General features: G+C 59.4%; 25 protein-coding genes. 10 read left to right on the plus strand and 15 right to left on the minus strand.

The features are described 5' to 3' along the window. The first annotated feature begins 21 nt into the window (after window positions 1–21). From CLU92_RS27180 to CLU92_RS27225, 10 genes are all read left to right on the plus strand, one after another. Window positions 22–5,529, plus strand: coding sequence for a tape measure protein (locus CLU92_RS27180; protein WP_101484413.1), 5,508 nt, complete (start codon window positions 22–24; stop codon window positions 5,527–5,529). Continuing rightward, window positions 5,526–6,668, plus strand: coding sequence for a hypothetical protein (locus tag CLU92_RS27185; RefSeq protein WP_101484414.1), 1,143 nt, complete (start codon window positions 5,526–5,528; stop codon window positions 6,666–6,668). The genes CLU92_RS27180 and CLU92_RS27185 overlap by 4 nt, the downstream gene beginning before the upstream one ends. Continuing rightward, window positions 6,669–8,756: a WD40 repeat domain-containing protein gene (locus tag CLU92_RS27190; protein ID WP_101484415.1), complete on the plus strand. Its 2,088-nt coding sequence runs from the start codon at window positions 6,669–6,671 to the stop codon at window positions 8,754–8,756. Window positions 8,757–8,764: 8 nt separating this feature from the next. Continuing rightward, the gene (locus tag CLU92_RS27195; RefSeq protein WP_101480207.1) at window positions 8,765–9,193 is read left to right on the plus strand and encodes a hypothetical protein; all 429 of its coding nucleotides are present in this window, start codon (window positions 8,765–8,767) and stop codon (window positions 9,191–9,193) included. Further along, complete coding sequence (locus CLU92_RS27200) at window positions 9,190–9,474, plus strand: hypothetical protein (RefSeq protein WP_257560701.1); 285 nt, start codon at window positions 9,190–9,192, stop codon at window positions 9,472–9,474. Before CLU92_RS27195 ends, CLU92_RS27200 begins: the two co-directional genes overlap by 4 nt. A 72-nt stretch (window positions 9,475–9,546) precedes the next feature. Further along, window positions 9,547–9,912: a putative holin gene (locus CLU92_RS27205; protein ID WP_101480208.1), complete on the plus strand. Its 366-nt coding sequence runs from the start codon at window positions 9,547–9,549 to the stop codon at window positions 9,910–9,912. Continuing rightward, complete coding sequence (locus CLU92_RS27210) at window positions 9,909–10,169, plus strand: hypothetical protein (protein WP_101480209.1); 261 nt, start codon at window positions 9,909–9,911, stop codon at window positions 10,167–10,169. Before CLU92_RS27205 ends, CLU92_RS27210 begins: the two co-directional genes overlap by 4 nt. Continuing rightward, the gene (locus CLU92_RS27215; protein WP_101480210.1) at window positions 10,166–10,690 is read left to right on the plus strand and encodes a glycoside hydrolase family 19 protein; all 525 of its coding nucleotides are present in this window, start codon (window positions 10,166–10,168) and stop codon (window positions 10,688–10,690) included. Before CLU92_RS27210 ends, CLU92_RS27215 begins: the two co-directional genes overlap by 4 nt. Beyond that, window positions 10,687–11,196: a hypothetical protein gene (locus CLU92_RS27220; protein WP_101480211.1), complete on the plus strand. Its 510-nt coding sequence runs from the start codon at window positions 10,687–10,689 to the stop codon at window positions 11,194–11,196. The genes CLU92_RS27215 and CLU92_RS27220 overlap by 4 nt, the downstream gene beginning before the upstream one ends. Before the next feature lie 242 nt (window positions 11,197–11,438). Next, window positions 11,439–11,951, plus strand: a complete 513-nt coding sequence (locus CLU92_RS27225) for a DUF4760 domain-containing protein (protein ID WP_101480212.1) — start codon at window positions 11,439–11,441, stop codon at window positions 11,949–11,951. 82 nt (window positions 11,952–12,033) lie between these two features. Here the strand turns inward: CLU92_RS27225 and CLU92_RS27230 are convergent, their stop codons facing one another. From CLU92_RS27230 to CLU92_RS27285, 15 genes are all read right to left on the minus strand, one after another. After that, complete coding sequence (locus CLU92_RS27230) at window positions 12,034–13,287, minus strand: site-specific integrase (RefSeq protein WP_101480213.1); 1,254 nt, start codon at window positions 13,285–13,287, stop codon at window positions 12,034–12,036. A 335-nt stretch (window positions 13,288–13,622) separates the two neighbouring features. Continuing rightward, window positions 13,623–13,823 (minus strand): helix-turn-helix domain-containing protein, encoded by a 201-nt coding sequence (locus CLU92_RS27235; protein ID WP_101484383.1) that lies wholly within the window; start codon window positions 13,821–13,823, stop codon window positions 13,623–13,625. Next, window positions 13,820–14,110, minus strand: a complete 291-nt coding sequence (locus CLU92_RS27240; RefSeq protein WP_101484384.1) for a hypothetical protein — start codon at window positions 14,108–14,110, stop codon at window positions 13,820–13,822. The genes CLU92_RS27235 and CLU92_RS27240 overlap by 4 nt, the downstream gene beginning before the upstream one ends. Continuing rightward, window positions 14,107–15,222, minus strand: coding sequence for a site-specific DNA-methyltransferase (locus tag CLU92_RS27245; RefSeq protein WP_101484385.1), 1,116 nt, complete (start codon window positions 15,220–15,222; stop codon window positions 14,107–14,109). Before CLU92_RS27245 ends, CLU92_RS27240 begins: the two co-directional genes overlap by 4 nt. After that, complete coding sequence (locus tag CLU92_RS27965; protein ID WP_180338604.1) at window positions 15,219–15,380, minus strand: hypothetical protein; 162 nt, start codon at window positions 15,378–15,380, stop codon at window positions 15,219–15,221. Before CLU92_RS27965 ends, CLU92_RS27245 begins: the two co-directional genes overlap by 4 nt. Next, on the minus strand, window positions 15,377–16,510 hold the full coding sequence (locus tag CLU92_RS27250) for a DNA cytosine methyltransferase (protein ID WP_257562307.1): 1,134 nt from the start codon (window positions 16,508–16,510) through the stop codon (window positions 15,377–15,379). Before CLU92_RS27250 ends, CLU92_RS27965 begins: the two co-directional genes overlap by 4 nt. Beyond that, a complete protein-coding gene (locus CLU92_RS28400; RefSeq protein WP_257562310.1) occupies window positions 16,476–16,955 on the minus strand; it encodes a DNA cytosine methyltransferase in 480 nt (159 codons plus the stop codon). The genes CLU92_RS27250 and CLU92_RS28400 overlap by 35 nt, the downstream gene beginning before the upstream one ends. Then, entirely contained in the window at window positions 16,952–17,410 is a 459-nt protein-coding gene (locus CLU92_RS27255) for a UvrB/UvrC motif-containing protein (RefSeq protein ID WP_101484416.1), read from the minus strand. Before CLU92_RS27255 ends, CLU92_RS28400 begins: the two co-directional genes overlap by 4 nt. 10 nt (window positions 17,411–17,420) lie before the next feature. After that, on the minus strand, window positions 17,421–17,648 hold the full coding sequence (locus CLU92_RS27970) for a hypothetical protein (protein WP_101484417.1): 228 nt from the start codon (window positions 17,646–17,648) through the stop codon (window positions 17,421–17,423). 143 nt (window positions 17,649–17,791) lie between these two features. Next, window positions 17,792–18,799 carry a hypothetical protein gene (locus CLU92_RS27265; protein WP_143452672.1) on the minus strand — a complete coding sequence of 336 codons (1,008 nt, stop codon included), beginning with the start codon at window positions 18,797–18,799 and terminating at the stop codon, window positions 17,792–17,794. Further along, on the minus strand, window positions 18,762–19,052 hold the full coding sequence (locus CLU92_RS27270; RefSeq protein WP_101484388.1) for a hypothetical protein: 291 nt from the start codon (window positions 19,050–19,052) through the stop codon (window positions 18,762–18,764). The genes CLU92_RS27265 and CLU92_RS27270 overlap by 38 nt, the downstream gene beginning before the upstream one ends. A gap of 42 nt (window positions 19,053–19,094) precedes the next feature. Further along, window positions 19,095–19,412 carry a DUF1566 domain-containing protein gene (locus CLU92_RS27275; protein WP_101484419.1) on the minus strand — a complete coding sequence of 106 codons (318 nt, stop codon included), beginning with the start codon at window positions 19,410–19,412 and terminating at the stop codon, window positions 19,095–19,097. Next, on the minus strand, window positions 19,361–19,756 hold the full coding sequence (locus CLU92_RS27280; RefSeq protein ID WP_101484420.1) for a hypothetical protein: 396 nt from the start codon (window positions 19,754–19,756) through the stop codon (window positions 19,361–19,363). The genes CLU92_RS27275 and CLU92_RS27280 overlap by 52 nt, the downstream gene beginning before the upstream one ends. A 152-nt stretch (window positions 19,757–19,908) precedes the next feature. Then, window positions 19,909–20,307, minus strand: coding sequence for a hypothetical protein (locus CLU92_RS27630; protein ID WP_143452663.1), 399 nt, complete (start codon window positions 20,305–20,307; stop codon window positions 19,909–19,911). Continuing rightward, the coding region (locus CLU92_RS27285; RefSeq protein WP_101484919.1) for a S24 family peptidase at window positions 20,304–20,922 on the minus strand (619 nt) is incomplete at its 5' end. The genes CLU92_RS27630 and CLU92_RS27285, both read right to left, overlap by 4 nt.

Below are 20,922 nucleotides of genomic sequence, written 5' to 3' on the forward strand. Positions count from 1 at the left end.
GGTTTTTTTATTGGATACGTGATGATCGTCGGTGATCTTGAAATTCGCCTGCGGGCAGATATTGCCCGGCTGCAGGCCGATATGACGCAGGCACGCCGCGTTGTCACGGAAACCCAAGACAGGATCAATGCGGCCGCCAATGCCATGAAGACGGCGCTGGCCGGCATCGGTATTGGTGCCGGCTTGGCCGAAATCATCAAGATGGCCGACGAATACGCCAAGTTCACGGCGCAGCTGCGCCTGGCATCGACATCGGTGGCCGATTATGCCGCTTCCTACGAGGCGGTAAAGCGCATCGCCAAAACCTCGCAGCAGGACTTGGCCAGCACGGGGGTGCTGTACGCCCGAATTGCCAATGGCACGCGCGAACTCGGGACGACGCAAAAGCAAGTGGCCGCCATCACCGAGACCGTCAACCTGGCGCTGCGCGTCAGCGGCGCCACTGCGACCGAGTCGGCATCGGCACAGCTGCAGCTGTCGCAGGCATTCGCATCGGGCACGCTGCGCGGTGAGGAATTCAACGCCGTGAACGAGGCGGCACCGCGCTTGATGAAGGCACTGGCCGATGGCATGGGCTTGCCGGTGGGCGCCCTCAAGGCCATGGCGGGTGAGGGGCAGATCACTTCCAACATCATGGCCACGGTGCTGCCGAAAGCGCTGGAATCGCTGCGCGAGGAAAGCAAGAATATCCAGACGATCTCTGGTGCCTTTACTGTTCTCAAGAATGAAATGCTGGAGTTTTTCGGCATGCAGGCGCAGGCGAACGGCACTGTGGCACTTATCACCGGCGCCATTCGACTTCTTTCTGAGAATTTGGGCAGCTTGGTCATTATCCTCAAGACTTTGACTGCGTACCAGATCGGTACCTGGTTGGCAACATGGGTGACTAAAACGTATCAGCAGGTTTCAGCGAGCATTGCGCTGCGTGCCGCAACAGTGGCACAAGCTGAAGCGGAAATGGCAAGAACTACGTCTCTTGTGGCTCAGTCGCAGGCGGCAATTGCCGGTCTTGCAGTTACTCATGAGGCCACGCTTGTCAGGCTGCGATCGGCCAATGCTGACAGGGTTGCTGCTCAAGCTGCAATTGCTGCAGCAAGTGCAGCCGGAGCGCAGAGTTTTGCACTTCGCACTTTGCGCATTGCCACCGCTGAACTTGCCGTCGCAGAAACGCTCCGCGCGGCTTACCTGACAGAGTCTGCGGCACTTGACCGCGCCAAGGTTGCGGCCCTTGGTCAACTTACAGCAGCGACAGCTGCTCAAGTTGCCGCTCAGGCAGCTTTAAATGGCGTTACTGCATCAGGGATCACTGCTGCAGGCGTCGCATCTAAGGCGATTGGGTTTTTGGGCGGTCCGATCGGGGCCATCATTCTATTACTTGGTACTGCTGCTCTGGCGTGGGAAGTGTTCGGGAAAAAGTCCAAAGAAGCCAACGAACAAGCGGCCGAGTCTTTTGAGGAGGCCCACGCCCGCATCATCAAGGCCCTTGATACCCAGATCGACAAGCAGCAAAACCTGCTGCAGCTTAAAAATCTGGGCCTGACCAATCAGCAGGCGGAAAAAGAACTGCCCATTATCAAGCAGCTGGAGGCGGCAACAAAAAGGATGGGCGACCTCAATGCGCGTGCTGGTGATTTTGCAGGAATCAGCAACGACGACGCAATTTTCAAGCGCATTGAGTTGAATAGGCAAATTAATGAGTTGCTTGAAAAGCAAGCAAAGGCCACGAAGGGCGCAGCGGATGTTGCGATGGTCACGGGAAACGAGGCCTACAACGAGTGGAAAAAGACCTATGCCACTCGCGAGGAGCAGCGCGCCGCCGAGATCGCCGACCTCAAAACGCGCAACCTGAACGCCGAGCAGTATGCCGACATTCTGGGCCGCATCAATTTGAAGTACGCCGACAAGGGCGCTACGGCTGGCCTGAAAAAAGAAGAGCAGGCCTACGCCACCCTGATTGCCAGCATCCGCGAGAAGATCGAGGCTGGCCGCCTGGAGAACGCCACCGACGTCGATGCGACCGAGAGCCAGAAGCTGCGCATCAAGTTGGAACAGGAAATCAAGGTTGGCAAGTTGAAACTGGCTGACGCGCACCTGGCTGTGGCGCGTGCCGCGCTGGACGAGTTGGCAGCTGAGGAAAAGATCGCCAAGGCCCGTGCTACAGAAAAAGACGTGTCCGCGCGCATTCAAGAAAGCACGCTGGCCCGCCAGGACTCCGCCGCGGCGTTGGCTGTGGAGTATCAAATGATGGGCAAGTCCAGTGATGCGCGCGAACTGGCTATGGTGGCTGTCCGCGAACAAACAGCGCTGGAGAAATTTCTACTGCAGGAGAAGTTGGCCGGCAAGGTCGTCACCGACGAGCAGATTAAGCGTCTGACGGAAGAGGCTGCCGCGCGCACGCGCGTCGAGCAGGCCACCCTGGCGCAGACCAAGGCGCTTGGCTATGCCGCTCAGCTGGCGGACGAGAACCGCCGCTTTTCTGCCGAATCTCTTTTCGACGAAAAGGCCCGCGCTAGTGCGCTCCTGAAAATCGACGCCGCCATGTGGCAAGAGCGCATTGCCCTGGCTGGCGTCGGCACGGACGCCCAGAAACGCCTGCAGGAAGAATACTCAACCTGGTACAGCAACCAATTGGCCAAGCCAGAGATCGAAGCCAACCGCAAAATGTGGGAATCGATCGACACGACGGCGCACGACACTTTCGTGTCGATATTCGATTCGGGCAAGTCTGCCTTCGACCGCTTGCGGGACACGCTGAAAAACGGCTTGCTTGACCTGCTGTACCAGATGACCATCAAGAAATGGATCCTGAATATCGGTGCGTCGGTATCCGGGGCAGGAGCCGCTGGCCTCGCATCAGCCGAAGGCCTGGGCCTGAGTGGCGGTGCGGCTGGCGGGGGCTTGGGCGGTATTGCCAGCCTGGCCCAGAGCGCCAAAACGGCCTACACCATCGCCACGCAGGGCTTTTCCGGCGTGGCCGCAGGTATCGGTGGCAGCATCGCCACCCTGGGCAATCTCTTCGGCTCATCTGCCGTGTCGGCTTTCGGCACAGGCATGGGACTGACCGGCGTGCAGGCTGCCACGGCATCTGCAGCATACGGCTCGGCCGGCATGGCTGGCACGGGTTCAGCCCTGACGGCTGGCGCCGCCGCTGCGCCTATCGTTGCTGCGGCTGCAGGTATCGCCGCAGGCCTGATGGGCGGCAAGCTCATTTCCGGTCAATACGGCAGTAAGGCCACGGTGAACGTCGGCACGGGCATAGGCACTGTGGCAGGCGCGATCTTCGGCGGCCCGTTTGGCGCGGCTATCGGCGGTGCTATCGGCGGCGTTATCGGTGGCATTGCGAACCGCGCGTTCGGCATGGGCGACAAGAAATATGGGGAAACGGGCATCACCGGTACGCTGTCCGGCACGGGATTTGCCGGGAACGAGTATTCAAAATGGACGCAAAACGGCGGGTGGCTCCGTAGCGACAAAGCGGGTACAGATCAGAACGCAGTGACTGCCACCACGTCGAAAGCCTTCGTCGACACATATGCCGCGATCCGCCAGGTGTCGGCCACCTTGGCGGGCGTGATCGGCGTCGACACATCGGCCCTGGCGGACCGCGCGCAGACGCTGAACATCAACCTCACGGGGCTGACCACGGAAGCCGACCGCTTGGCCGCCGTAACGAAGTTCTTCGAAGGCGTCGGCGACACCATCGCCGTGGAGCTGGTGCCTAATCTGGCGCAGTTCCAGGTACAGGGCGAGGCCTTGAGCGCGACCCTGCAACGTGTGTCCCAGAACTACGCTGGCGTTGACGCCGCGCTGCAGCTTATTGGCCGCACCTCGCAAGAAGCATTCGGCATGGTCGGCGCGTCCAGCATCGCTGCGCGCGAGAGCCTGGTGAAGATGGCCGGTGGTCTGGACGCACTTTCCAGCGGGACGCAGTTCTTCGCCGAAAACTTCCTCACCATTGAGCAGCAGATGGCGCCCGTCATCGAGAGCGTCAACAAATCTTTGACCGCGCTCGGAATGACCAACGTCAGCACGACGAAGCAGTACGCCGACGCGGTGCTGAAACTTACGCAGTCCGGCGCCCTGGCCACTGAGTCCGGGCAGCAACTGTATCTGCAATTGCTGGCCTTGGCGCCCGCTTTCAAATCCGTCACCGATTACAACGAAAAGCTCAATAAGTCCCTGGAGGAAGTGGCGGCGGCATCAGCAGCAGCGGCGAAGGCGGCGGCGGACGGGGCTATCGCGGCGGCGAAGGCGGCCGAGGAAGCTGCTTCTGCTATCGCCTCCGGCTTGTTGTCGGCGGTCGATGCGGCATTTGCCACACTGCAAACCGTGGTGAACCGGGAGAAGACGGCGCTGGCTAAGGCGAATGAAATCGCGGCAAAGGCGATGCAGGTTCGCATCGATGCCGAAACGGCGGCGATGGCGAAGCACAAGTCGCTGGCCGATGCGCTCAAGTCGAGCCTCGACCAAATGAACGTGTCGGGCACGATGGAGGATGTGGGCCGTGCCAGCGCGCAGGCGCAGATCGCAGCGGCGCTGGCCATTGCCAAGGCGGGCGGTCCGCTGCCGGCGGCTGACTCGCTGAAAGATGCGCTGTCGAGCGTGACGAAAGACGCCAGCGACAAGTTCGCCACCTACGACGACTACCTGGTCGATTTCTACAGGACGCAGAACGACATCGCGGCATTGGGTAAATTGACTGATTCCTCGCTGTCGATCGAGCAGCGAACGCTTGACCTGCTGCAGCAGCAGAAAGATGCCAGCCAAGTGGCCTACGAGGCGGAAGTGGCGCGCCTGGACGGCATCCTCGAAACGGCGCGCTCGCAGATCGATGTGCTTAAAGGCATCGATACCACCTCGCTGTCGATCCTTCAGGCGATAACAGGCCTGGCCAGTGCGATGGCGGCAGCGCAGGCCAATTCCAGCGTAGGAGCGCTGTCGGGCATCAACAATGCCTACCAGGCTGCGCTGGGCCGTGCGCCCGAGAAGGCCGGCATGGACTACTGGGGTGGCCTGGCCAACAGCGGCGTGTCGATAGGCGATATCGTTTCCGGGATCAAGAACTCGCCCGAGGCGCAGGCGCAGGCACTCTACAAATCGGTGATGGGGCGCGCGGGCGACGCGGCCGGCATCGATTACTGGACCAATGTACTTGCCGGTGGCTCGTCCATCGACCAGGTGCGCGCGGCGATGATGGGCAGCGCCGAGTACCAGAAATTGCACTCGTTCGACGTTGGCACGAACCGTCTCCCATTCGACACGCTGGCCCTGGTACACGAGGGCGAGCGCATCATTCCTGCGGCTGACAACCGCGAGTTGATGGCGCGCCTCAGCAGCCCGACGTCGAACAATGACGCGCTGGCCGCCGAGCTGCGCGAACAGCGCATTGAGAACGAGAAACTGCGCGTGATGCTGGAAACTCACCTGTACGCCATCGCCAAAAACACGCTCAACACCGCTGACTCGCTCGAAGGCGCCGCGAATGGCGACATGCCGCTGACCACCAAGAAAGTTGAGGAGACTGCATGATTATTCTGGACCCGATTGCCGTGTCCGACCCTGGTGTATTCGTCAGCTCGAACGTGCCGGAGAACGACTATCCAGAACGAAGCCTCACGAAAGTGTATGCGGCTGGCGAGCGTGTGATTGATCCTGCCACGCACACGGTTTCCGAATCGAAGGTTGGCGTGAGCAGCGCCGTCACCCTGTCCATCGCGTCGCCCGGCATCGTCACATGGGTGGCGCATGGGCAGGCAGCCGGCACGCCGGTGTCGTTTGCTACGACCGGCGCGTTGCCGACGGGCCTGGTGGCTGGCGCCACCTATTACGTGCTGAGTCCGGCCGCCAACACCTTCAGCCTCAGCGCGACGGTGGGCGGCGCTGCCATCGCCACGACCGGTAGCCAGTCCGGCGTGCACACCGCCAGCGCGGGCCTGAACGTCAACAAACCACTGAGCGACACGACGTACTGGCTGCCGAAAGGTGCGACGAATCGCTGGAAAATGGTCGACGCCTACAACAACACGCAGACCGAAAACCCCGAGTCCATCGTGCAGACGTTCAAGCCGCAGGCCATCGCGCAGGGCATCTACCTGGGCAATCTGGACGCGGCAGAGGTGGTCATCACGTCCACCGATCCGGCGGCCGGCGTGGTCTACCAGCAGGCATTCAGCTTGATCGTGTCGAGTTCCGGCAGCAGCATGTATCGCTGGCTGTTTAACCGGCGGCGCCGCAGGACGAGTTTTCTGGCGCTCGATCTGCCCCTGTATTACAACGCGGCAGTAACGATTGCCATCAACAACCCCGGCGGCATTGCCAAATGCGGCATGTGCTGCATTGGGCCTATCGAAGAAATCGGCGGCACGGAGTATGGCCTGGGCCGGGATTTCAAGGATTGGTCGACGACGAAATTCAATTTCGACGGTACCAGCGAGACCACGGAGCGGGGCTTTTCCAAGCGCATGTCGCTCGATCTGATCATCGATAACGACCAGATCGAGTATGCGCATGAGCGCATGGAGGGGCTGCGGCAGAAAACCATTGTCTACATCGGCGCCACTGTATATGGCGGATTTACGGTCGTTTGCGGCAAGTTTTCGTCGCTCAAGAGCGTTATCGCGGGTTTCATACATTCAAAAATGGCGATGCAAATTGAAGGAACAGTGTAAATGATCACAAAACTGATGGATGGCCTGCCGAATCAGTCGATGGCGCAGGGGCCATTTGACGCGGCGGTAGCCAAATACATGACCGAGCTGCCTGCATGGGGGGGGGAGGCGAATGCGCTGGCGGCGGACGTGAATGCAAAACAGGTGCAGGCGAATACGTCAGCTGCAAGCGCTGCAGCATCGGTCGACGCAGCCACGGCGCAGGTCGCGGCTGCGCAGGCGGCACGCGATGCTGCTGTTGTGGCGCGTATCGCCGCCCAGGCCGCCGCCTCCGACGCCCAGCAGGCCGCAACCGGGACAGTGCTGATCGGCACAAGTACGACGTCCTTGGTCATTGGCACGGGCAACAAAACGCTGACCACCCAGTCCGGCAAGCAGTACGCCGCCAACATTTTCATCACCGCGGTCAGTGCTTCCGACCCCACTCGCTTTATGTCCGGCACGGTGGTTTCTTACTCGGGCACGACGCTGGTCATCGCGGTGACTGCGGTTGGCGGGAGTGGCGCTACAGTAGCGAACTGGAACATTTCGGTTACTGGCGCCCCGGGCGCTGCGGCCATCGCAACACTTGCCGGAAATGCCACCGGTGCCATTAACCTTCTCAACGGCACCGCGCCAGCAGCCAGCGCCACACCGGATATCTGGGCGGCCGGCGGAAACCGGGTGCCTATCAGCTCCGGCACCCCGATTACGGGTTTCCCTACTGCACCCCAAGCCGGTGCCCAGCGGACGTTGGTGGCCGCAGTGGCGTTTTCGATGACGAGCGGTGCGAACCTGGTCATCGCAGGCGGCAGTACGGCCGTAGCCATAGGCGACGAGGTCGATGTCACAGCCGAGACTCCCACGCTGTTCAAGGTGTGGGTGCGGCGGGTGACCAGTGCGTCCGGAGCCTCCACGGGCGACACGCTTACTACAGCGCGCGTTCTGCCTACCCCCGACTGGCTGAAATGTGACGGGGCCGATTACCTGGCAAGCAGCTACCCTGAGCTTGCCGGACTTCTCGGCCCCGCGCGGTCTTTCGCTAAGTTGGCCGATCCGGCTACGCTCCCAGCGGGAGCAGGCGGAGGTGTCGCATATTCCGCTGATGGCGTGTATCTCGCCATCGCGCATAACGTAACTCCCTTCATCTCTGTGTACAAGCTGACTGCTGGGGTCTATGTCAAACTAGCGGCCCTGCCGGCGGCCCCTGGCTTGCCGAGGGGGCTGGCGATCAGCCCCGACGGCGTTTACCTTGCCGCATGCACTGTGCAGTCTCCTTATCTGACCCTGTGGAAGCGTACGGGAGACACCTTTGCCTCATACGCCTTTACAGGAAATCTGTCCTCTGCGGTCGTTGCTACCACTACGTCCGTAGCATTTTCACCCAATGGGCAGTTTTTCGCCGTGGGGAATACCCCCGTAGGTGTAAACACAAATCTATATATTCATACGTACTCGGGAGGGGTGTTTAGCCAGGTGGCATCGATGGGCTCAGCATCGCTTCTTTTCAATGGTTGTCAGGCGATGGCGTTTAGCCCCGATGGCACACATTTGGTAGCGTCGGGAGTCTCGGCGCCCTTCATGGCAGCCTGGAGCATCTCTGGGAACACTTTCACCAATACCCCTACATTCAGCGCTCAAACCACTTATTCTGGACTTAACGCTACCTACAGCAGCGACAGCAAATACCTGGCTGTCGGGCTTTTCTCCATCAATGGGCCGGGGCTTGCAGTTTACAAGCGGTCAGGTAATGCCTACACAAAGTTACCTAATCCAGCCGGAGCCCCTGAAGGTTACGGCAGTGGGACATCGTTTAGCCCCGACACGGGGCAACTAGCCGTGGCTACGTCGGCGGCGCCCTATCTGCTTGTATTCCGCCGCAGCGGTGACCAGTTCATTCTCCGCTCCGATATGCCGAGCACTACCGTGGTGCAGACACTTTCTCAGGCGTCAGCAGCCGCATTTAGCCCGGTGGGTAGTGATCTCGCGTGTTCGTCGACTAACACGCCCTTTTTACAGGTGTTTCGAGAAACCGTCGATGCTACGCGAGTTCGGGTGCCAAACCTACCGGCAGCCGACACGCTGGTCGCCAGTTACATTAAGACCTAAAGGAAAACATGCTTACTTTATATCTTTTTGATGCTACTGGCATCTCCATCGGTAGTGCCGATGTTGACCCAATGGGGCCGGTGCCGCGCAACTCAACCCTGGCCGCACCGCCCGCGATCATCGGCACCCAGGTGGCTCGCTGGACTGGTGCCAACTGGGAGGTGCTGGCCGAGCCTCCACCTGCTCCGATAGCGCCGGTTATTGTGCCGCATAAGGTCACGCGTCGGCAGGGTCGCCTGGCGCTGCTGCTGGCCGGCAAACTCGACCAGGTGCCGGTGGTAATCGCGGCCATCAAGGACGAGACAGAGCGGCGCCTGGCGCAGATCGAATGGGATGATGCCCAGGACTACGAGCGATGGCACCCGCTGGTGGTGCTAATAGGACCCGCCCTGAACCTGGACCTCGACGCGCTGTTCATTCACGCGGACACACTGTGAAACGCCTCAGCCTACTGGCTGTCTGGCTGGCCTGCATTGGCGCGGCCGCGATCACGCTGCTGCGCATGCTCTGGTCGATTCTGTCGAATCCGGCCAAAGCGCTGCGCATCGCCGTCGCGCTGGACCGGGCGGGCAATGCCGCCGCCAATGGTGTCGAAACCGAAACGCTCAGCAGCCGTGCCAACCGGGCGCGCAGCGAGGGCCGCCGCTGGGGCTGTGTCCTGTGCCGCTGGCTCGATTGGCTGGACCCGCATCACTGCCGCGATTCGGCTGGCACTTAGCTGTTGTCGACAGTCCTCCCCATACAACCCGCTTCGGCGGGTTTTTGCATTTCCACCGCCTGAAAGGCATCCATGACTGAACCCGCAACAATTACCGCCGCCGGCGGCGCGCTCGCCCTTGGCACCGTGACCTTGACCGGCTCGATTCTTGGGCTGGAATACGACGTGCTGCTTGTCGGCCTGGCTGGCGGCCTGGTCGCGCTGTCGATGGTCGACCAGACCAGCCGCCTGAAAATGGTCATTTCCGTCATGACCAGCGCCCTGGTGGCCGGCTATGTCGGTCCCATCGCGCATGCTGGCGCGCTAGAGTATTTCCCCTGGACGGCGAAGTCGGCCGACGCCGTGCGCTGGTTCTGCGCCTTCTCTGCTGGAGTCTCGGCGCAAACCATAGTGCCGCTGGCCTTGGGCTGGCTCAAGAAACGTGGAGGCGCACAATGAGCATGCTCACCCTGAACTGGCTGGCCGGCATCGTCCTGCTGGCCCACTCCCTGTGCGTGCTCAATCGCATGCACCGCCGCAGCAACCATCTGTACCGTTTGTTCTACGTGCTGTTGGGCGTGGGCGCCGTTGCCGTGCTGACCGGCCCGCTGTACGGCTACACGCAGCCGCCAACTGGCGAGGTGCTACTGAATGCAGGTATGGCGGGCGTGGTCATGATCGGTTGGTTTGCTAAAAATCGGAGGGCTGTGCCATGAGCGCCCTGACGCTGGCCCAGCTGGTGGCCATCATGCCGTATGCGCGCCCACGCGCGGCAACATTCCTTGCTCCCCTAAATGCCGCCATGCTGGAGTTCGGCATCACTACGCCGGCGCGCCAGGCATCGTTCCTGTCGCAGGTTGGCCACGAATCGGGAAGTCTGGCTTACGTGCGCGAACTGGCCAGCGGCGCGGCGTACGAGGGGCGGCGTGATCTGGGCAATACCTTGCCCGGCGACGGCGTGCGCTATAAGGGGCGCGGCCTGATCCAGATCACAGGCCGCGCCAACTATGCAGCCTGCGGTAAGGCGTTGGGCCTGGACCTGCTGGCCAAGCCCGATCTGCTCGAGCAGATCGTCAATGCCTGCCGCAGCGCGGGCTGGTTCTGGCAGTCGAACGGCTTGAACGCACTGGCAGATGCTGGTGACCAGGTACGCGTTACGCGACGCGTGAATGGCGGAACGAATGGTCTGGCCGAGCGCTTGGCGCTATTTGCCGCAGCCCAGCGGGTGCTGGCGTGAGCGCGCTGGTCAAGGTGCCCGGCTGGGCATATCTGGTCTTGGTGCTGGTAGTGGTCGGCGCCATCGGCGGGGCGTACCTGCACTCGCAAGGCGTCACGCAGGGCAGGGCGGCCGTACAGGCGCTGTGGAATGCCGACAAGAAGACCCGTGCCGCTGCAGAAACGAAAGCGGTGGCGCAGCGCGTCGCCGAGAACCTGGTACAAGCCCGACAACAGGCAGCCACCGCGCTGGCCATCACGAAAGCCTACAATGAAGAAATCAACGATGTGCGCGCTCGCCTTGCTGCTGAGCGCATGCGCAAGCCAGCCTTCTGTGCAAGTACAGGACCTGCCGCCCCGGCCGGTAGCGATGGCGCCGAAGGAGGCGCTGCAGCCGATCCCTCCGGCGGGCTACTTCCTGACGCGGTGGCGCGAGATATTCAAGCCTTGATCCTGCAGACGGAGGAGGTGGCTGCGACAGGGCGGGCATGCCAGGCGTTCATACGGTCTAATGGCATGGGCCTATAGTGCTGGTGCGTGGTAGAGCTGGTGCTTGACTGGTGCAAGTAGGTTGCATTATTGTTGATGTTACTCATACTTCCTTGCACTGATGCCCGCTTTGTAGATATGCATGTTGCATAAATTTGATGTATACTCCTTCACGCAACCGTATGGGATCCATCATGATCATGATGCACAGCGGTTCGAAATTTCAACTTCTATTTGAGGAGGTTTTTATGCATACAATTCGCGAAGGTTGGGATGGCTAAGTGAGCGATCCCGTTCAGTCTGCCAAGGTAACACTATGGCTAGGCGAGAGTTTAGGCTTCTGGATACAAACAGGAGCCTTTCTTTTATCTGCCCTCGCTGCAGCTTTTATTATTTATCATAATGGAAAGCTTTCAAGATTACGTGCAACTATCGATCTTATCATGCACCAGAAGAGCGATCAGGAGCTTCTGAAATGTGTTTCGGAGGTCTATCGGCTTACTGATTCGAATCAAAGTTTCAGCGCGCTCAAAGCGGGATCTGAGGACTTAAAATGTGTATTGCGTGTCTTGAACAACCATGAGTTCATTGCTTGTGGTATTCGTTCAGAGGCATTCTCTGAGTCTGTTTACAAGCAAATGCAGTGTTCTAATTTGCTCAAGGTTTACCGATCATCTAAGCCGATGATAGATGACCTGAGAAGAAAGCATAGCATTCCAACATTATTCCAAGATTTTGAGTGGCTGGCAGAGCGCTGGAAAGCCTCGCCCGTCAAAAAAATCGGGAAAAAATGAACGAGCCGCATGGAGCGTAAATCTGGCGATATGTGGCCGTAGTGGTAGATAAGGGCACGCGCGCGATCGGGGCGCGGGAATTTTATGCTTCGGCCTGGCTGGGCATCGCCACGACGTTATTTGGTCGGCCATGCTCGCAGGCCACTAAGAATAGCGCCCATTGTTCCAGGGCGCGGCGGCGTTCCGGGATTTCTTCCCGCACATCATAGATGCCTTCCATTCCCTTGAGTGCGTGGTTAAGTGCGATTTCCGAAATCTCTCTTGAGATACCCATGTTCCGCATATGCCCCTTGGCGGTGCTACGCGTGTCATGAGGGGTAAAGCGTTGAATTTCTATATCCCCGCGTTCAAACGCTCGTGTGATCGCCGCCCAAAGGGTGGTCCGGCCGACGTGCTGCCCAGCGCGGCTAGGGCGCCTCGATGGCAGCACCCATTCCGAGTCATCAGATAGGTCACGCAGGTTGCTGAACCAGTTTAATACCGTTGGCGTGAGAGGAACAAGGAAGCCAGTACGCGTCTTGACAGACTCGTCAGGCACAAACCAGGTTGCACGGTCGAAATCGATATCCGTCCATTTTGCCTTTACGAGCTCGACAGATCGAACACAAGTTGCCAACATGATGCGGAATGCCAAGGCGTTTTCTGTTCCGATGTCCGCGATTGTGGATAATAGTTTTCGCAAATCTTGCTCGGATAGCATCACTCGTTTCCTTGGTGCTGGCCGCTTGCCCATCAGCGCGGCCAGTTTGATCGCGGCACATGGATTGCTATGTATTAACTGTTTGCCAATGGCATGATCAAATATTTGTGTTGTCGAGGTTAAGATCCTCTTCTGTACTTCCCACGTTTTCCCGGATTTTTCCAGCATGTGCACTACATGAGCAGGCGTAACGTCGATGACGTTTAGGGTCCCGAGTTTCGGCCCTATATCGTTGGTAAAGTCACTTTTTCGGTAATATATAGTACCTTTAGCAAATTCAGACGGCACAAGGCGCTTGATCGTGTAATCCTTGATCAGGGCGTTAACAGTCCAGGACATCTTGGAAGTCATGCGCGCCGCCTTCTTTTGCGCGGCCGGGTCTTGGCCTCCATCAATAGCGCCACGCTTCTCGCGAGCGATCTTCCTGGCAGCGGCCAGCGAGATGTCGGGGTAGTTTCCGATAGTCAGCTCCCGAGCCTTAGCGTCGCGCATGTACCGCAAAACCCAGCTCGCGGTGCCGGCGCGCGATAGAGTAAAAGTGAGCCCGCCACCGTCAGATTTTGCTATAGGCTCGCCCTTTGCAATCCATCGCTTGATCTGCAAGTCTTCCAGCTGGTTGGTCCCGCGCTTCGCCATTTCTCTTCCGCCTATTGTGTGCTGTCCATATCGGGTTTGTAGCTAGCTACAAATCTAGCTACAAATTTCACAGGCGCCATTGTGCGTTAACCTGAGACACAAAGAAACAGTTTTTTCGGCCGCAAAGGGCTAAAATAGCCAAGATTGGCATGCAAGGATACAACTTGATACCCGAATGAAACTGGCAGGTGGCAATTTTCATTATTTGATTTGCAGTCATGTTTTATGCGGGTTCTAAGGCTTCGTGTCTTGTAAAAATCGATCTAGCTACAAATCTAGCTACAAATCGTTGATGAGCCACTTTGGGGCGCTTCTTGCCGCATCATACACGGCCTTTATTCGTCCGGCTTTCTTCCTCTCATGGCCAAAGCCAGGCTTTCCGACGTGATTCGGCTGGCGCCGATGCTGATCTTGACCAGGACCAGCTGGCCGCGCGACACCATGCGGTACAGTGTGGCGCGGGATACCTCTAGGCGCTCCATGGCGCTGCTGATTTTGTACAGGCGTTGTTCGACAGGTTGTGGCGTAGTGTTCATGATGCGTTCTCCATTTGCAGGGTCTTTATAAGGTCGAGCTGGCGCGGGTCGCTGCGGTCCAGCACGTAGATGTAGGTCATACCGCCCGGCGAGCGGTCGTCGCAGTCCGGCTGGTCGTTGGCCACGGCCAGCGCTGCAGCGCTCGAGCACACGCCCACGGAGCGTTCGAACAGGCAGCCCTCGCAGCTGGGAGCGTTCGCTTCCTGCGCTTTGAAGCGCACGGCCGCCGGGTTGATCGGTTCGTCGCGCTCGCCACGCCACTTGTCGCTTGTGATGCATTTAGTCATGCTGCCACCTCAATTTCTGCAAAAAGTGTCGACTCCGCCTGGATGCGTTTGCGCGCGATCTCGGCGTAGGCCGGGTTCAGCTCGATACCGATGCAGTCGCGCTGCAGGCGGTCGGCGACAAGACCGGTGGTGCCAGCACCGAAAAACGGGTCCAGTACCACGCCGCCTGGCGGACAGCCTGCGCGAATGCAGTTTTCCGGCAGCTCAGGCGGGAACGTGGCAAAGTGCGCTTCGGCGAACGAATGCGTCGCCATAGTCCAGACGCTGCGTTTATTGCGGAAGCCGTCGGGGATAGAATCTTCCCGATCCGGCCTGTGAGTGCCGACGGTTTGGCCAGGAATCGCCGCGGCCCGCTTGGAGTCCTTCCGCTTGAATGTATCGCGGGCAGAGACACGGCCTCGCCCTCTGTCTGCAGCGTCAGTGCCATGGCCGGATCCGACGCCACGACTGACAGCTTTCATTGGACCGTTGGTTTTTCCTGGGACGCGGGTGCTGCCTGCTTGATTTTCGATGTCCTGCGCAAGTCTGGACACGGTACTGGCCGTTACCGGCTCCCTGATCGCCTTGGCGTCGTAGAAATACTTCTCGCTTTTCGTCAGCAGAAAGATGTACTCATGGCTTTTTGTGCAACGATCACGCACTGACTCGGGCATGGGATTGGGCTTGCTCCAGACAATGTCCTGGCGCACCCACCAGCCGGCGTCCTGCAGCGCAATCGCGAGCCGGTGTGGCATCATGCAGAGGTCTTTCGGTTTGAACCCCTCCAGTTTTTTGCGGTTAGGCTGCGTATTGACCATGCCGCGGCGTATAAATCGCTCGCCTTGGTCGCCGCCACCTGGCGCGCGGCCAACGGTGCCCGAGCCGGTGGCATAGCTGTCGCCCATATTGATCCAGCATGTGCCGTCAGGGCGCAGCACACGGCGCACCTCTTCGAACACGCCGACCATGACCTCGATGAACTCGGCAGGCGATGCTTCTAGGCCGATCTGGCCATCGACGCCGTAGTCGCGTAGCCCCCAGTATGGCGGGCTGGTAACGCAACAATGGACGGAGTCGGCGGCCAAGGTGCGCAGCTGTTCGCGCACGTCGCCGATAAGAATTTTCACCGTCATGACGCCACCTTGGCACATTTGACACAGCGCCCGTACTGGGCCAGCTGGCGCGCGGTGCTGGCCTTGCCGCAGGCGCAGCGCTTGCGGATCAACGAATACACTGGTCCCTTGTTGTTTGCCTGGTGCTGGCGTTCGACGCGGGCGAGGTCGTACATCATGCTGCCCTCGCCATCTGAGAAAGTGGCTGGTAGTTAGCCCGAATTACAGCTTCTCCCAGCTTCGGTGGCACCGCGTTGCCACACATCGCCACCTGCGTCGCCTTCGAGAAAACACGGCCATCATGGCCACGATCGATGATGTAATTACGTGGAAAGCTGCTGATGTTGTACAGCTCGCGTGGTGACAGCATGCGAAGGCAGATATCCACGATCACGTACGGATCGCCTTTGATCCAAACGGTGACCAGGGCCAGGCGATCCTTGGTCGTGATCGTGGACAGCGGCTCGCGCAGGTCGCCCCACTGGCCGCCGCTGCCGTAATACCGGATAAAGAAAGCAGCGCAGCGCAGCGCGCCTTCTTCCGCCTCGGGTGCCAGGTGATACTCGACCAGGCCATGGTGCTGCCCACCGGCGCTGATGGTATGCAGCGGTGCCTTGAGGTCGGCCGCTGCGCAGTTCCCTCGCAGATGCAGCAGGTGTGCCATCACCGGGCGCTGTTGGCCTCCTGTATGGGTGATGGTCGACAGTGGATCGCGCATGTCACGCGCTGGCGTCGAATTGAAGCCACCGTTTGCCTGATCGATGAACGCTGCAACCAGACGCGGTTCGGCCACCGCCATGGAGCCTCCGCGCGGCCATGCGGTTATGGTGCGTAGCGGCTCGCGAATCGATGTGACGCCCTCGCTGGACCAGTTGGCCAGCTCTATGATGAATGGATCAGCGTTATCAAGGACGTATCGCTTGAGGCCCACAGCCAAGCGCGTGTTTGTCGCCTCGGCAAGCGGCCGGGCGCGATCGAATATCGATTTCGACGGAATGCTGAAATCGATGTGCTCGTAGGCTGCGCGCCACTTCTTCTTTCCGGCCAGGGGCAACTTGTGATGGGAGGGTTGCGGCCATACGATCGGCTCACCATCACAGCGCGCCACCCAGAACAGGCGAACGCGTGACGTAGATGCCCCGTGGTCAGCGGCGCATAGCAACTTGTCATCAGTCACGTATCCCATGCTTTGAATGATCCGGTTGAACTTTTTCCAGGTGCGGCCGGCATGTTTCGGATTCGGGATGAGGTATTGTTGCTGCACCGGAATACGCTCACCAGGTGCGGCAACCGTGCCGTCGAGCCGCATGGCACGGCCCGGTGACCTTGCATCGCTTGGCGATCAGGGGCCCCCAGCTGCGGATCTGCTTGACGTTTTCCAGCGTCATGACACGTGGTCGCTTCTGACCTGCCCAGCGTGCGCCGATCCACGGCAGGCCGCGCAGTCGCGCGCTACGCGGCTGACCGCCCTTGGCCTGGCTGTGGTCGGTGCAATCAGGGCTCATGTGCAGCAGACCGACCGGCATGTCGCCAGTGACGTCTCGCGGGTCCACATCAAATACGTCAGCGCAAAAGTGCTTGGTTTGTGGGTGATTCGCCTCGTGCATGCTGCAAGCATCGCTGTTGTGGTTGACGGCGATATCAACCGGCCGGCCAATGGCGGCCTCGATCGCCTGCGACATGCCGCCGCCGCAGGAAAATTCATCCACGACCAGCTCATCATGGATTGGCAAGAGAAATTGACGAGCGTTCACGCGCACACCTCCTGCTCGCCAGCGATCTGGATCACCTTGTTGGGCGCGCAGTCCCAGCCGCGCACTTCGTCAGCGGTGAACTTTCCGGCCTGCGACAGGTCGCTCGTATAGCCGCGGCAGCCTGCACGGTGATACACATTGCTCTCAGTGTGCCAAATAGCGAACAGCGGCGGATTGCCCGGGAACAGAATGTCACGAAGCACAGCGGCGCGCTCAAAGTTCATCGCTTTGATCGCCTTGGCCAGTTCGCCTTCGAGGCGAAGTCGGCGATCCCTGGCGTTACGCTTTACACGCGGGTCGCCAGGGCATCTTGCCCAGATCGCTGTATGCCACACTGATGTCATGGCGTAGCGCCCGGTGACGATCTGCCAGTTGCCATTGAGGTCGTAGAATGCCGTCCCGCAAATGACGCGGCCGGACCGGTCGATTGCATACACTTTGCTGCCGTTTTCCAAGGCGACGCCGTCAGCAGCAAAAGCCCTGATCCTTGTTGCTGATGTTCGCGCGGTCGAGCGCTGCGACGTAATGGCCCGTGGTGCGGCGGCAGTGAGCTGCGTACTCGAGCGCGGTGGCGCGCATGAAGCCGAGCACCGGCTTGGGTTGCTCAAATTCATATCCGGTCATGACATTCAGCAGATAATCGCGAATGCGGCGGCGCGAGCGCTCCATCTCGATGCGCACCAGGTACGGCATGCAAGCCTCCTTGTCCACTCGTACCGTCCTTCGTTATCGGGCCGCGTCGGGCAGTTTACGGACGGAACATCTTGAAGCTGATGCAGCGCCCGCTGATGTCCAGGTCCGCCTTCAAGTTACCCTTCGTGCAGAAGCGTTTCGATTCAACAGACCAGCGCGCGACGTCGCCACCGTAGTGTTTCACCGCGTGTTCGTCGATCTCGGGCATGGTGCAGGTCCAGCCCAGGCGATTCAACGTTTGTACTATGCGAGCGAAGACCTCGCGCTTGAACTGGCGATTCCAGGCTTTCTCCGCCTGGTAGTTGCCAGCGGCGCGAATGCCTTCTTCCCAAATGCTCAGGGAGGCATCGCCAAAAATGATATTTCCTGCACGATTGATACGGCCTATGGTCATCATGCGGCGCTCCTGGCGCGTTCAGCCATTCGGGCAGCACCGTGCCCACCGTGTCGACGCGCATCGGCATCAGCACGGCAATGAAATCGGGAAGGTCAGCGATACGCGCCACCGTGCATGCGTTCCGATCGCCTTCGACGTTGTAAAACTCGATGGCGCGCATGTACACGTTGCGACGCAGCGCGCGCTCGGCGACGTTGGTGGACTGCGTCACCAAGCCGATCAACGTGCCGTTGACGGCTGCTACCATGCCGCGTTGCAACCTTTCGGCGCGCGGAATGACGCGCTCGTAGGACGGGTAGGGTATCGAACCGTCTATTACGGGCGAACCGGGCTGAATGTAGACTTCGACACCATGCTGGTCGATCACAGCCAAGCGGTTATTACGCATCACTACCAGGCGCTCGGCGCCACCGACGGCGCAGGCCGCCAGCGTACCGCGATCAAATTTGAAGGTGGCCGCAACTTCGCACACCGCGTTTTTGTCGTGATAGATGCCCATGGCATGCCCGTTGGTGGCGCAAATGATGGCGCCGCCTCCCGGTGCTGGCGACACGTTGATGCCGCGCAGGTAGTAGCGTGCCTCGCCCATCTTGGCGATGAATGGTGCGACGATCGCGCAGCACCAGGCGCTCAGTTCCAACTTGGCGTGCACGGCCACGTCGCTGGCCGCCGCGTCGCTGCCGATTGGCAGCTGGTCGGGTGTTTTTTGCGGGCGTTCACAGCACACCACCTTTCGCATCCAGCAGCTGCTCAAGCTCGCGCTCCAGCCGGTTGCGGGTGGTGATCAGGCAGCTGGCCTGGACGCGGCGCCCCGTCTCGATGCTGGTTAGGCGGTCGATCTCGGCTTGCGCCGACCTAGCGCCGGCACCCCAGCCCAGGACCAGTACAGAAACCAAGATGATGGCGGCGCTGACTGCTGGCTCGATTTCGCCCAGGCTCACGGCTAGGCTGCCTGTGATGATGCCGATGATGGCCATGGCGATGACCAAGTAGGTATTGAATTTCATGTAATGCCCTTAAGAAAAAAAGCAAAGAAAATTGATAAATAGTTAAATTGGCAATCTGCGGACGGCGCGGGCGCGGCCCTCGTACGAGCGGTAGCCGTCGTACTGGCCGCCATTGCCGAAACCCTGACCCCACGCGCGAGAGGGGCCGGCCTGCTCACTGGACCAGTAGTAGCGTGCTTGGAACTGGTCAGGCAGGTTTGCCATGAGTAGTCGCTGCTCAGCACGTGTTGGCAGGGTTGCGCCCTTGGCTTCGGCCCACGCGCATGCGGCTTCCCAGGTGACGTCGTCGGTGTCGCCGTCCAGCAGAACTAGGTGCTGGTCTGGCGCGCCGTCGGCGCCTCGGATGATGCCGGCATACATGCCGCCAGCGAAGGTGCTGCCGATGGCGCCGGGCCCGCCAGCAGTTCCAGGGCGGAAAGCGCATCGCTGTAGTTCAAGCGGGACATGCGCGCGTCGGCTTGGGCCTGATCCATGCCCCAGGTGTGCATGAACATGGCGCGGATCTCGGCGACGAGTTCGCTGTCTTCGGGCCACAGTTCAGCTTCGACCAGGCGGTCGGCGATCAGGTCGATGGCTGATGCTGGCTTTGCGCCAGGCTGATCGCTGGCATTGGCCTGGATGATTGCGTTGCATACAGCGCAGGTGAGGAAGGGGATTTTGACTGTGGCGCTGAGTTCTGGTGTGCTGCTGGCGGCGTGTGACATTTTCTCTCCATCGGTTGAGGTGGTGCGTCGATGGATGGATAGTAGCACTGCTATTTTTTCAATGCAATAGCAATGCTATTTAAAATTAATATTTTTATGAGAAATAAAAAAGCCCGCACGATGGCGGGCTTTTTCTTGTTCAGATTTTAGGCTTATGTGGGGAATGGCTCGCCGCAACGGCGACACTCATGCGCGTCGCCCGCGCCCATGTGATGACAGTTTCGGCAGATTGACACAGATTTGCTTGTAGCGCCGGAATCAACCGGCTCTGTCTGGGATTGCTCTTGCTCGACTGGGAGTGCCTCATTATTTTGGGGTTTCGAAAGCGACGAAAAACCCACTAAAATTGCTCCGACAACTGAAAGTATTCCGGAAAAAATCAGAAAGCTCTGGCGTTTTGCGATCAGGTCTATATTGGACACCCGCATGTCAGGTGAGGTTACGCCATATCCGTAATCCCTCGCGGAAACACCAACAGTCGTGTCCATAAAAAGACTGAAAGTTGCTAGAATTAGCCCTGCTACAAGTATCAAAATTCCTGCTAATTTCATATCCGCTCCGTTTCCCTTTTGACGACCCTACCGACTACCAGGCAATCACTGTTACTACAGCGCTTCCGTCGATACTTCTGCTGGTCTGGATTGTCAGATGTAAGCCACCATTCGCCAGACTCACGCATGAAGCGCTTAATCACAGCCTCACCTTCATAATTTACTGCGTAGACCTTGCCATCAGTGATCTTTGTGTCAGCCGTATTGACAATCACTAGATCGTCGGCATACAGGTTCGGTTCCATACTCTCACCTTTTACCGACATTGCTATCAGTTTGCCAGGGTTGAAGCCGTTCCTGTCCACCCAGTTTTTACTTACGCTCAATTTGCTACCGTCGTAGATCTCAGGAACTGTTTGAAAGCCAGTTACGCCTGCTGATAGTCGCAGCTGGACCTTCGGGATCTGGTAAAAATCCGGATTATTTGGATCAGCCAAAATTACGTCTTGGTACTCGCCAGCTAATTCCCGCGCGTCAAGTTGAGGCGCTAATGTCGCCGATTGCGAAACATAGTCGATCTGAGAAGCAAGGGTAGGGCTGAATGCGTGCACTTGCACACCAAGCCCGCGCGCAAAGGCTGTGGCCGCCTTTATGTTTAAAGGTCGGTGGCCTGAC

The sequence above is a fragment of the Janthinobacterium sp. 61 genome (assembly GCF_002846335.1).
Classification (GTDB): domain Bacteria; phylum Pseudomonadota; class Gammaproteobacteria; order Burkholderiales; family Burkholderiaceae_D; genus Janthinobacterium.

What these genes read in the sequence shown, in the direction of transcription:
- CLU92_RS27180 (WP_101484413.1), top strand. Translation starts at nt 22, where the DNA reads ATGATCGTCGGTGATCTTGAAATTCGCCTGCGGGCAGATATTGCCCGG.
- CLU92_RS27185 (WP_101484414.1), top strand. Translation starts at nt 5,526, where the DNA reads ATGATTATTCTGGACCCGATTGCCGTGTCCGACCCTGGTGTATTCGTC.
- CLU92_RS27190 (WP_101484415.1), top strand. Translation starts at nt 6,669, where the DNA reads ATGATCACAAAACTGATGGATGGCCTGCCGAATCAGTCGATGGCGCAG.
- CLU92_RS27195 (WP_101480207.1), top strand. Translation starts at nt 8,765, where the DNA reads ATGCTTACTTTATATCTTTTTGATGCTACTGGCATCTCCATCGGTAGT.
- CLU92_RS27205 (WP_101480208.1), top strand. Translation starts at nt 9,547, where the DNA reads ATGACTGAACCCGCAACAATTACCGCCGCCGGCGGCGCGCTCGCCCTT.
- CLU92_RS27210 (WP_101480209.1), top strand. Translation starts at nt 9,909, where the DNA reads ATGAGCATGCTCACCCTGAACTGGCTGGCCGGCATCGTCCTGCTGGCC.
- CLU92_RS27215 (WP_101480210.1), top strand. Translation starts at nt 10,166, where the DNA reads ATGAGCGCCCTGACGCTGGCCCAGCTGGTGGCCATCATGCCGTATGCG.
- CLU92_RS27230 (WP_101480213.1), bottom strand. Translation starts at nt 13,287, where the DNA reads ATGGCGAAGCGCGGGACCAACCAGCTGGAAGACTTGCAGATCAAGCGA.
- CLU92_RS27235 (WP_101484383.1), bottom strand. Translation starts at nt 13,823, where the DNA reads ATGAACACTACGCCACAACCTGTCGAACAACGCCTGTACAAAATCAGC.
- CLU92_RS27240 (WP_101484384.1), bottom strand. Translation starts at nt 14,110, where the DNA reads ATGACTAAATGCATCACAAGCGACAAGTGGCGTGGCGAGCGCGACGAA.
- CLU92_RS27245 (WP_101484385.1), bottom strand. Translation starts at nt 15,222, where the DNA reads ATGACGGTGAAAATTCTTATCGGCGACGTGCGCGAACAGCTGCGCACC.
- CLU92_RS27965 (WP_180338604.1), bottom strand. Translation starts at nt 15,380, where the DNA reads ATGATGTACGACCTCGCCCGCGTCGAACGCCAGCACCAGGCAAACAAC.
- CLU92_RS27250 (WP_257562307.1), bottom strand. Translation starts at nt 16,510, where the DNA reads ATGCGGCTCGACGGCACGGTTGCCGCACCTGGTGAGCGTATTCCGGTG.
- CLU92_RS27970 (WP_101484417.1), bottom strand. Translation starts at nt 17,648, where the DNA reads ATGCCGTACCTGGTGCGCATCGAGATGGAGCGCTCGCGCCGCCGCATT.
- CLU92_RS27270 (WP_101484388.1), bottom strand. Translation starts at nt 19,052, where the DNA reads ATGAAATTCAATACCTACTTGGTCATCGCCATGGCCATCATCGGCATC.
- CLU92_RS27275 (WP_101484419.1), bottom strand. Translation starts at nt 19,412, where the DNA reads ATGTATGCCGGCATCATCCGAGGCGCCGACGGCGCGCCAGACCAGCAC.
- CLU92_RS27280 (WP_101484420.1), bottom strand. Translation starts at nt 19,756, where the DNA reads ATGTCACACGCCGCCAGCAGCACACCAGAACTCAGCGCCACAGTCAAA.
- CLU92_RS27630 (WP_143452663.1), bottom strand. Translation starts at nt 20,307, where the DNA reads ATGAAATTAGCAGGAATTTTGATACTTGTAGCAGGGCTAATTCTAGCA.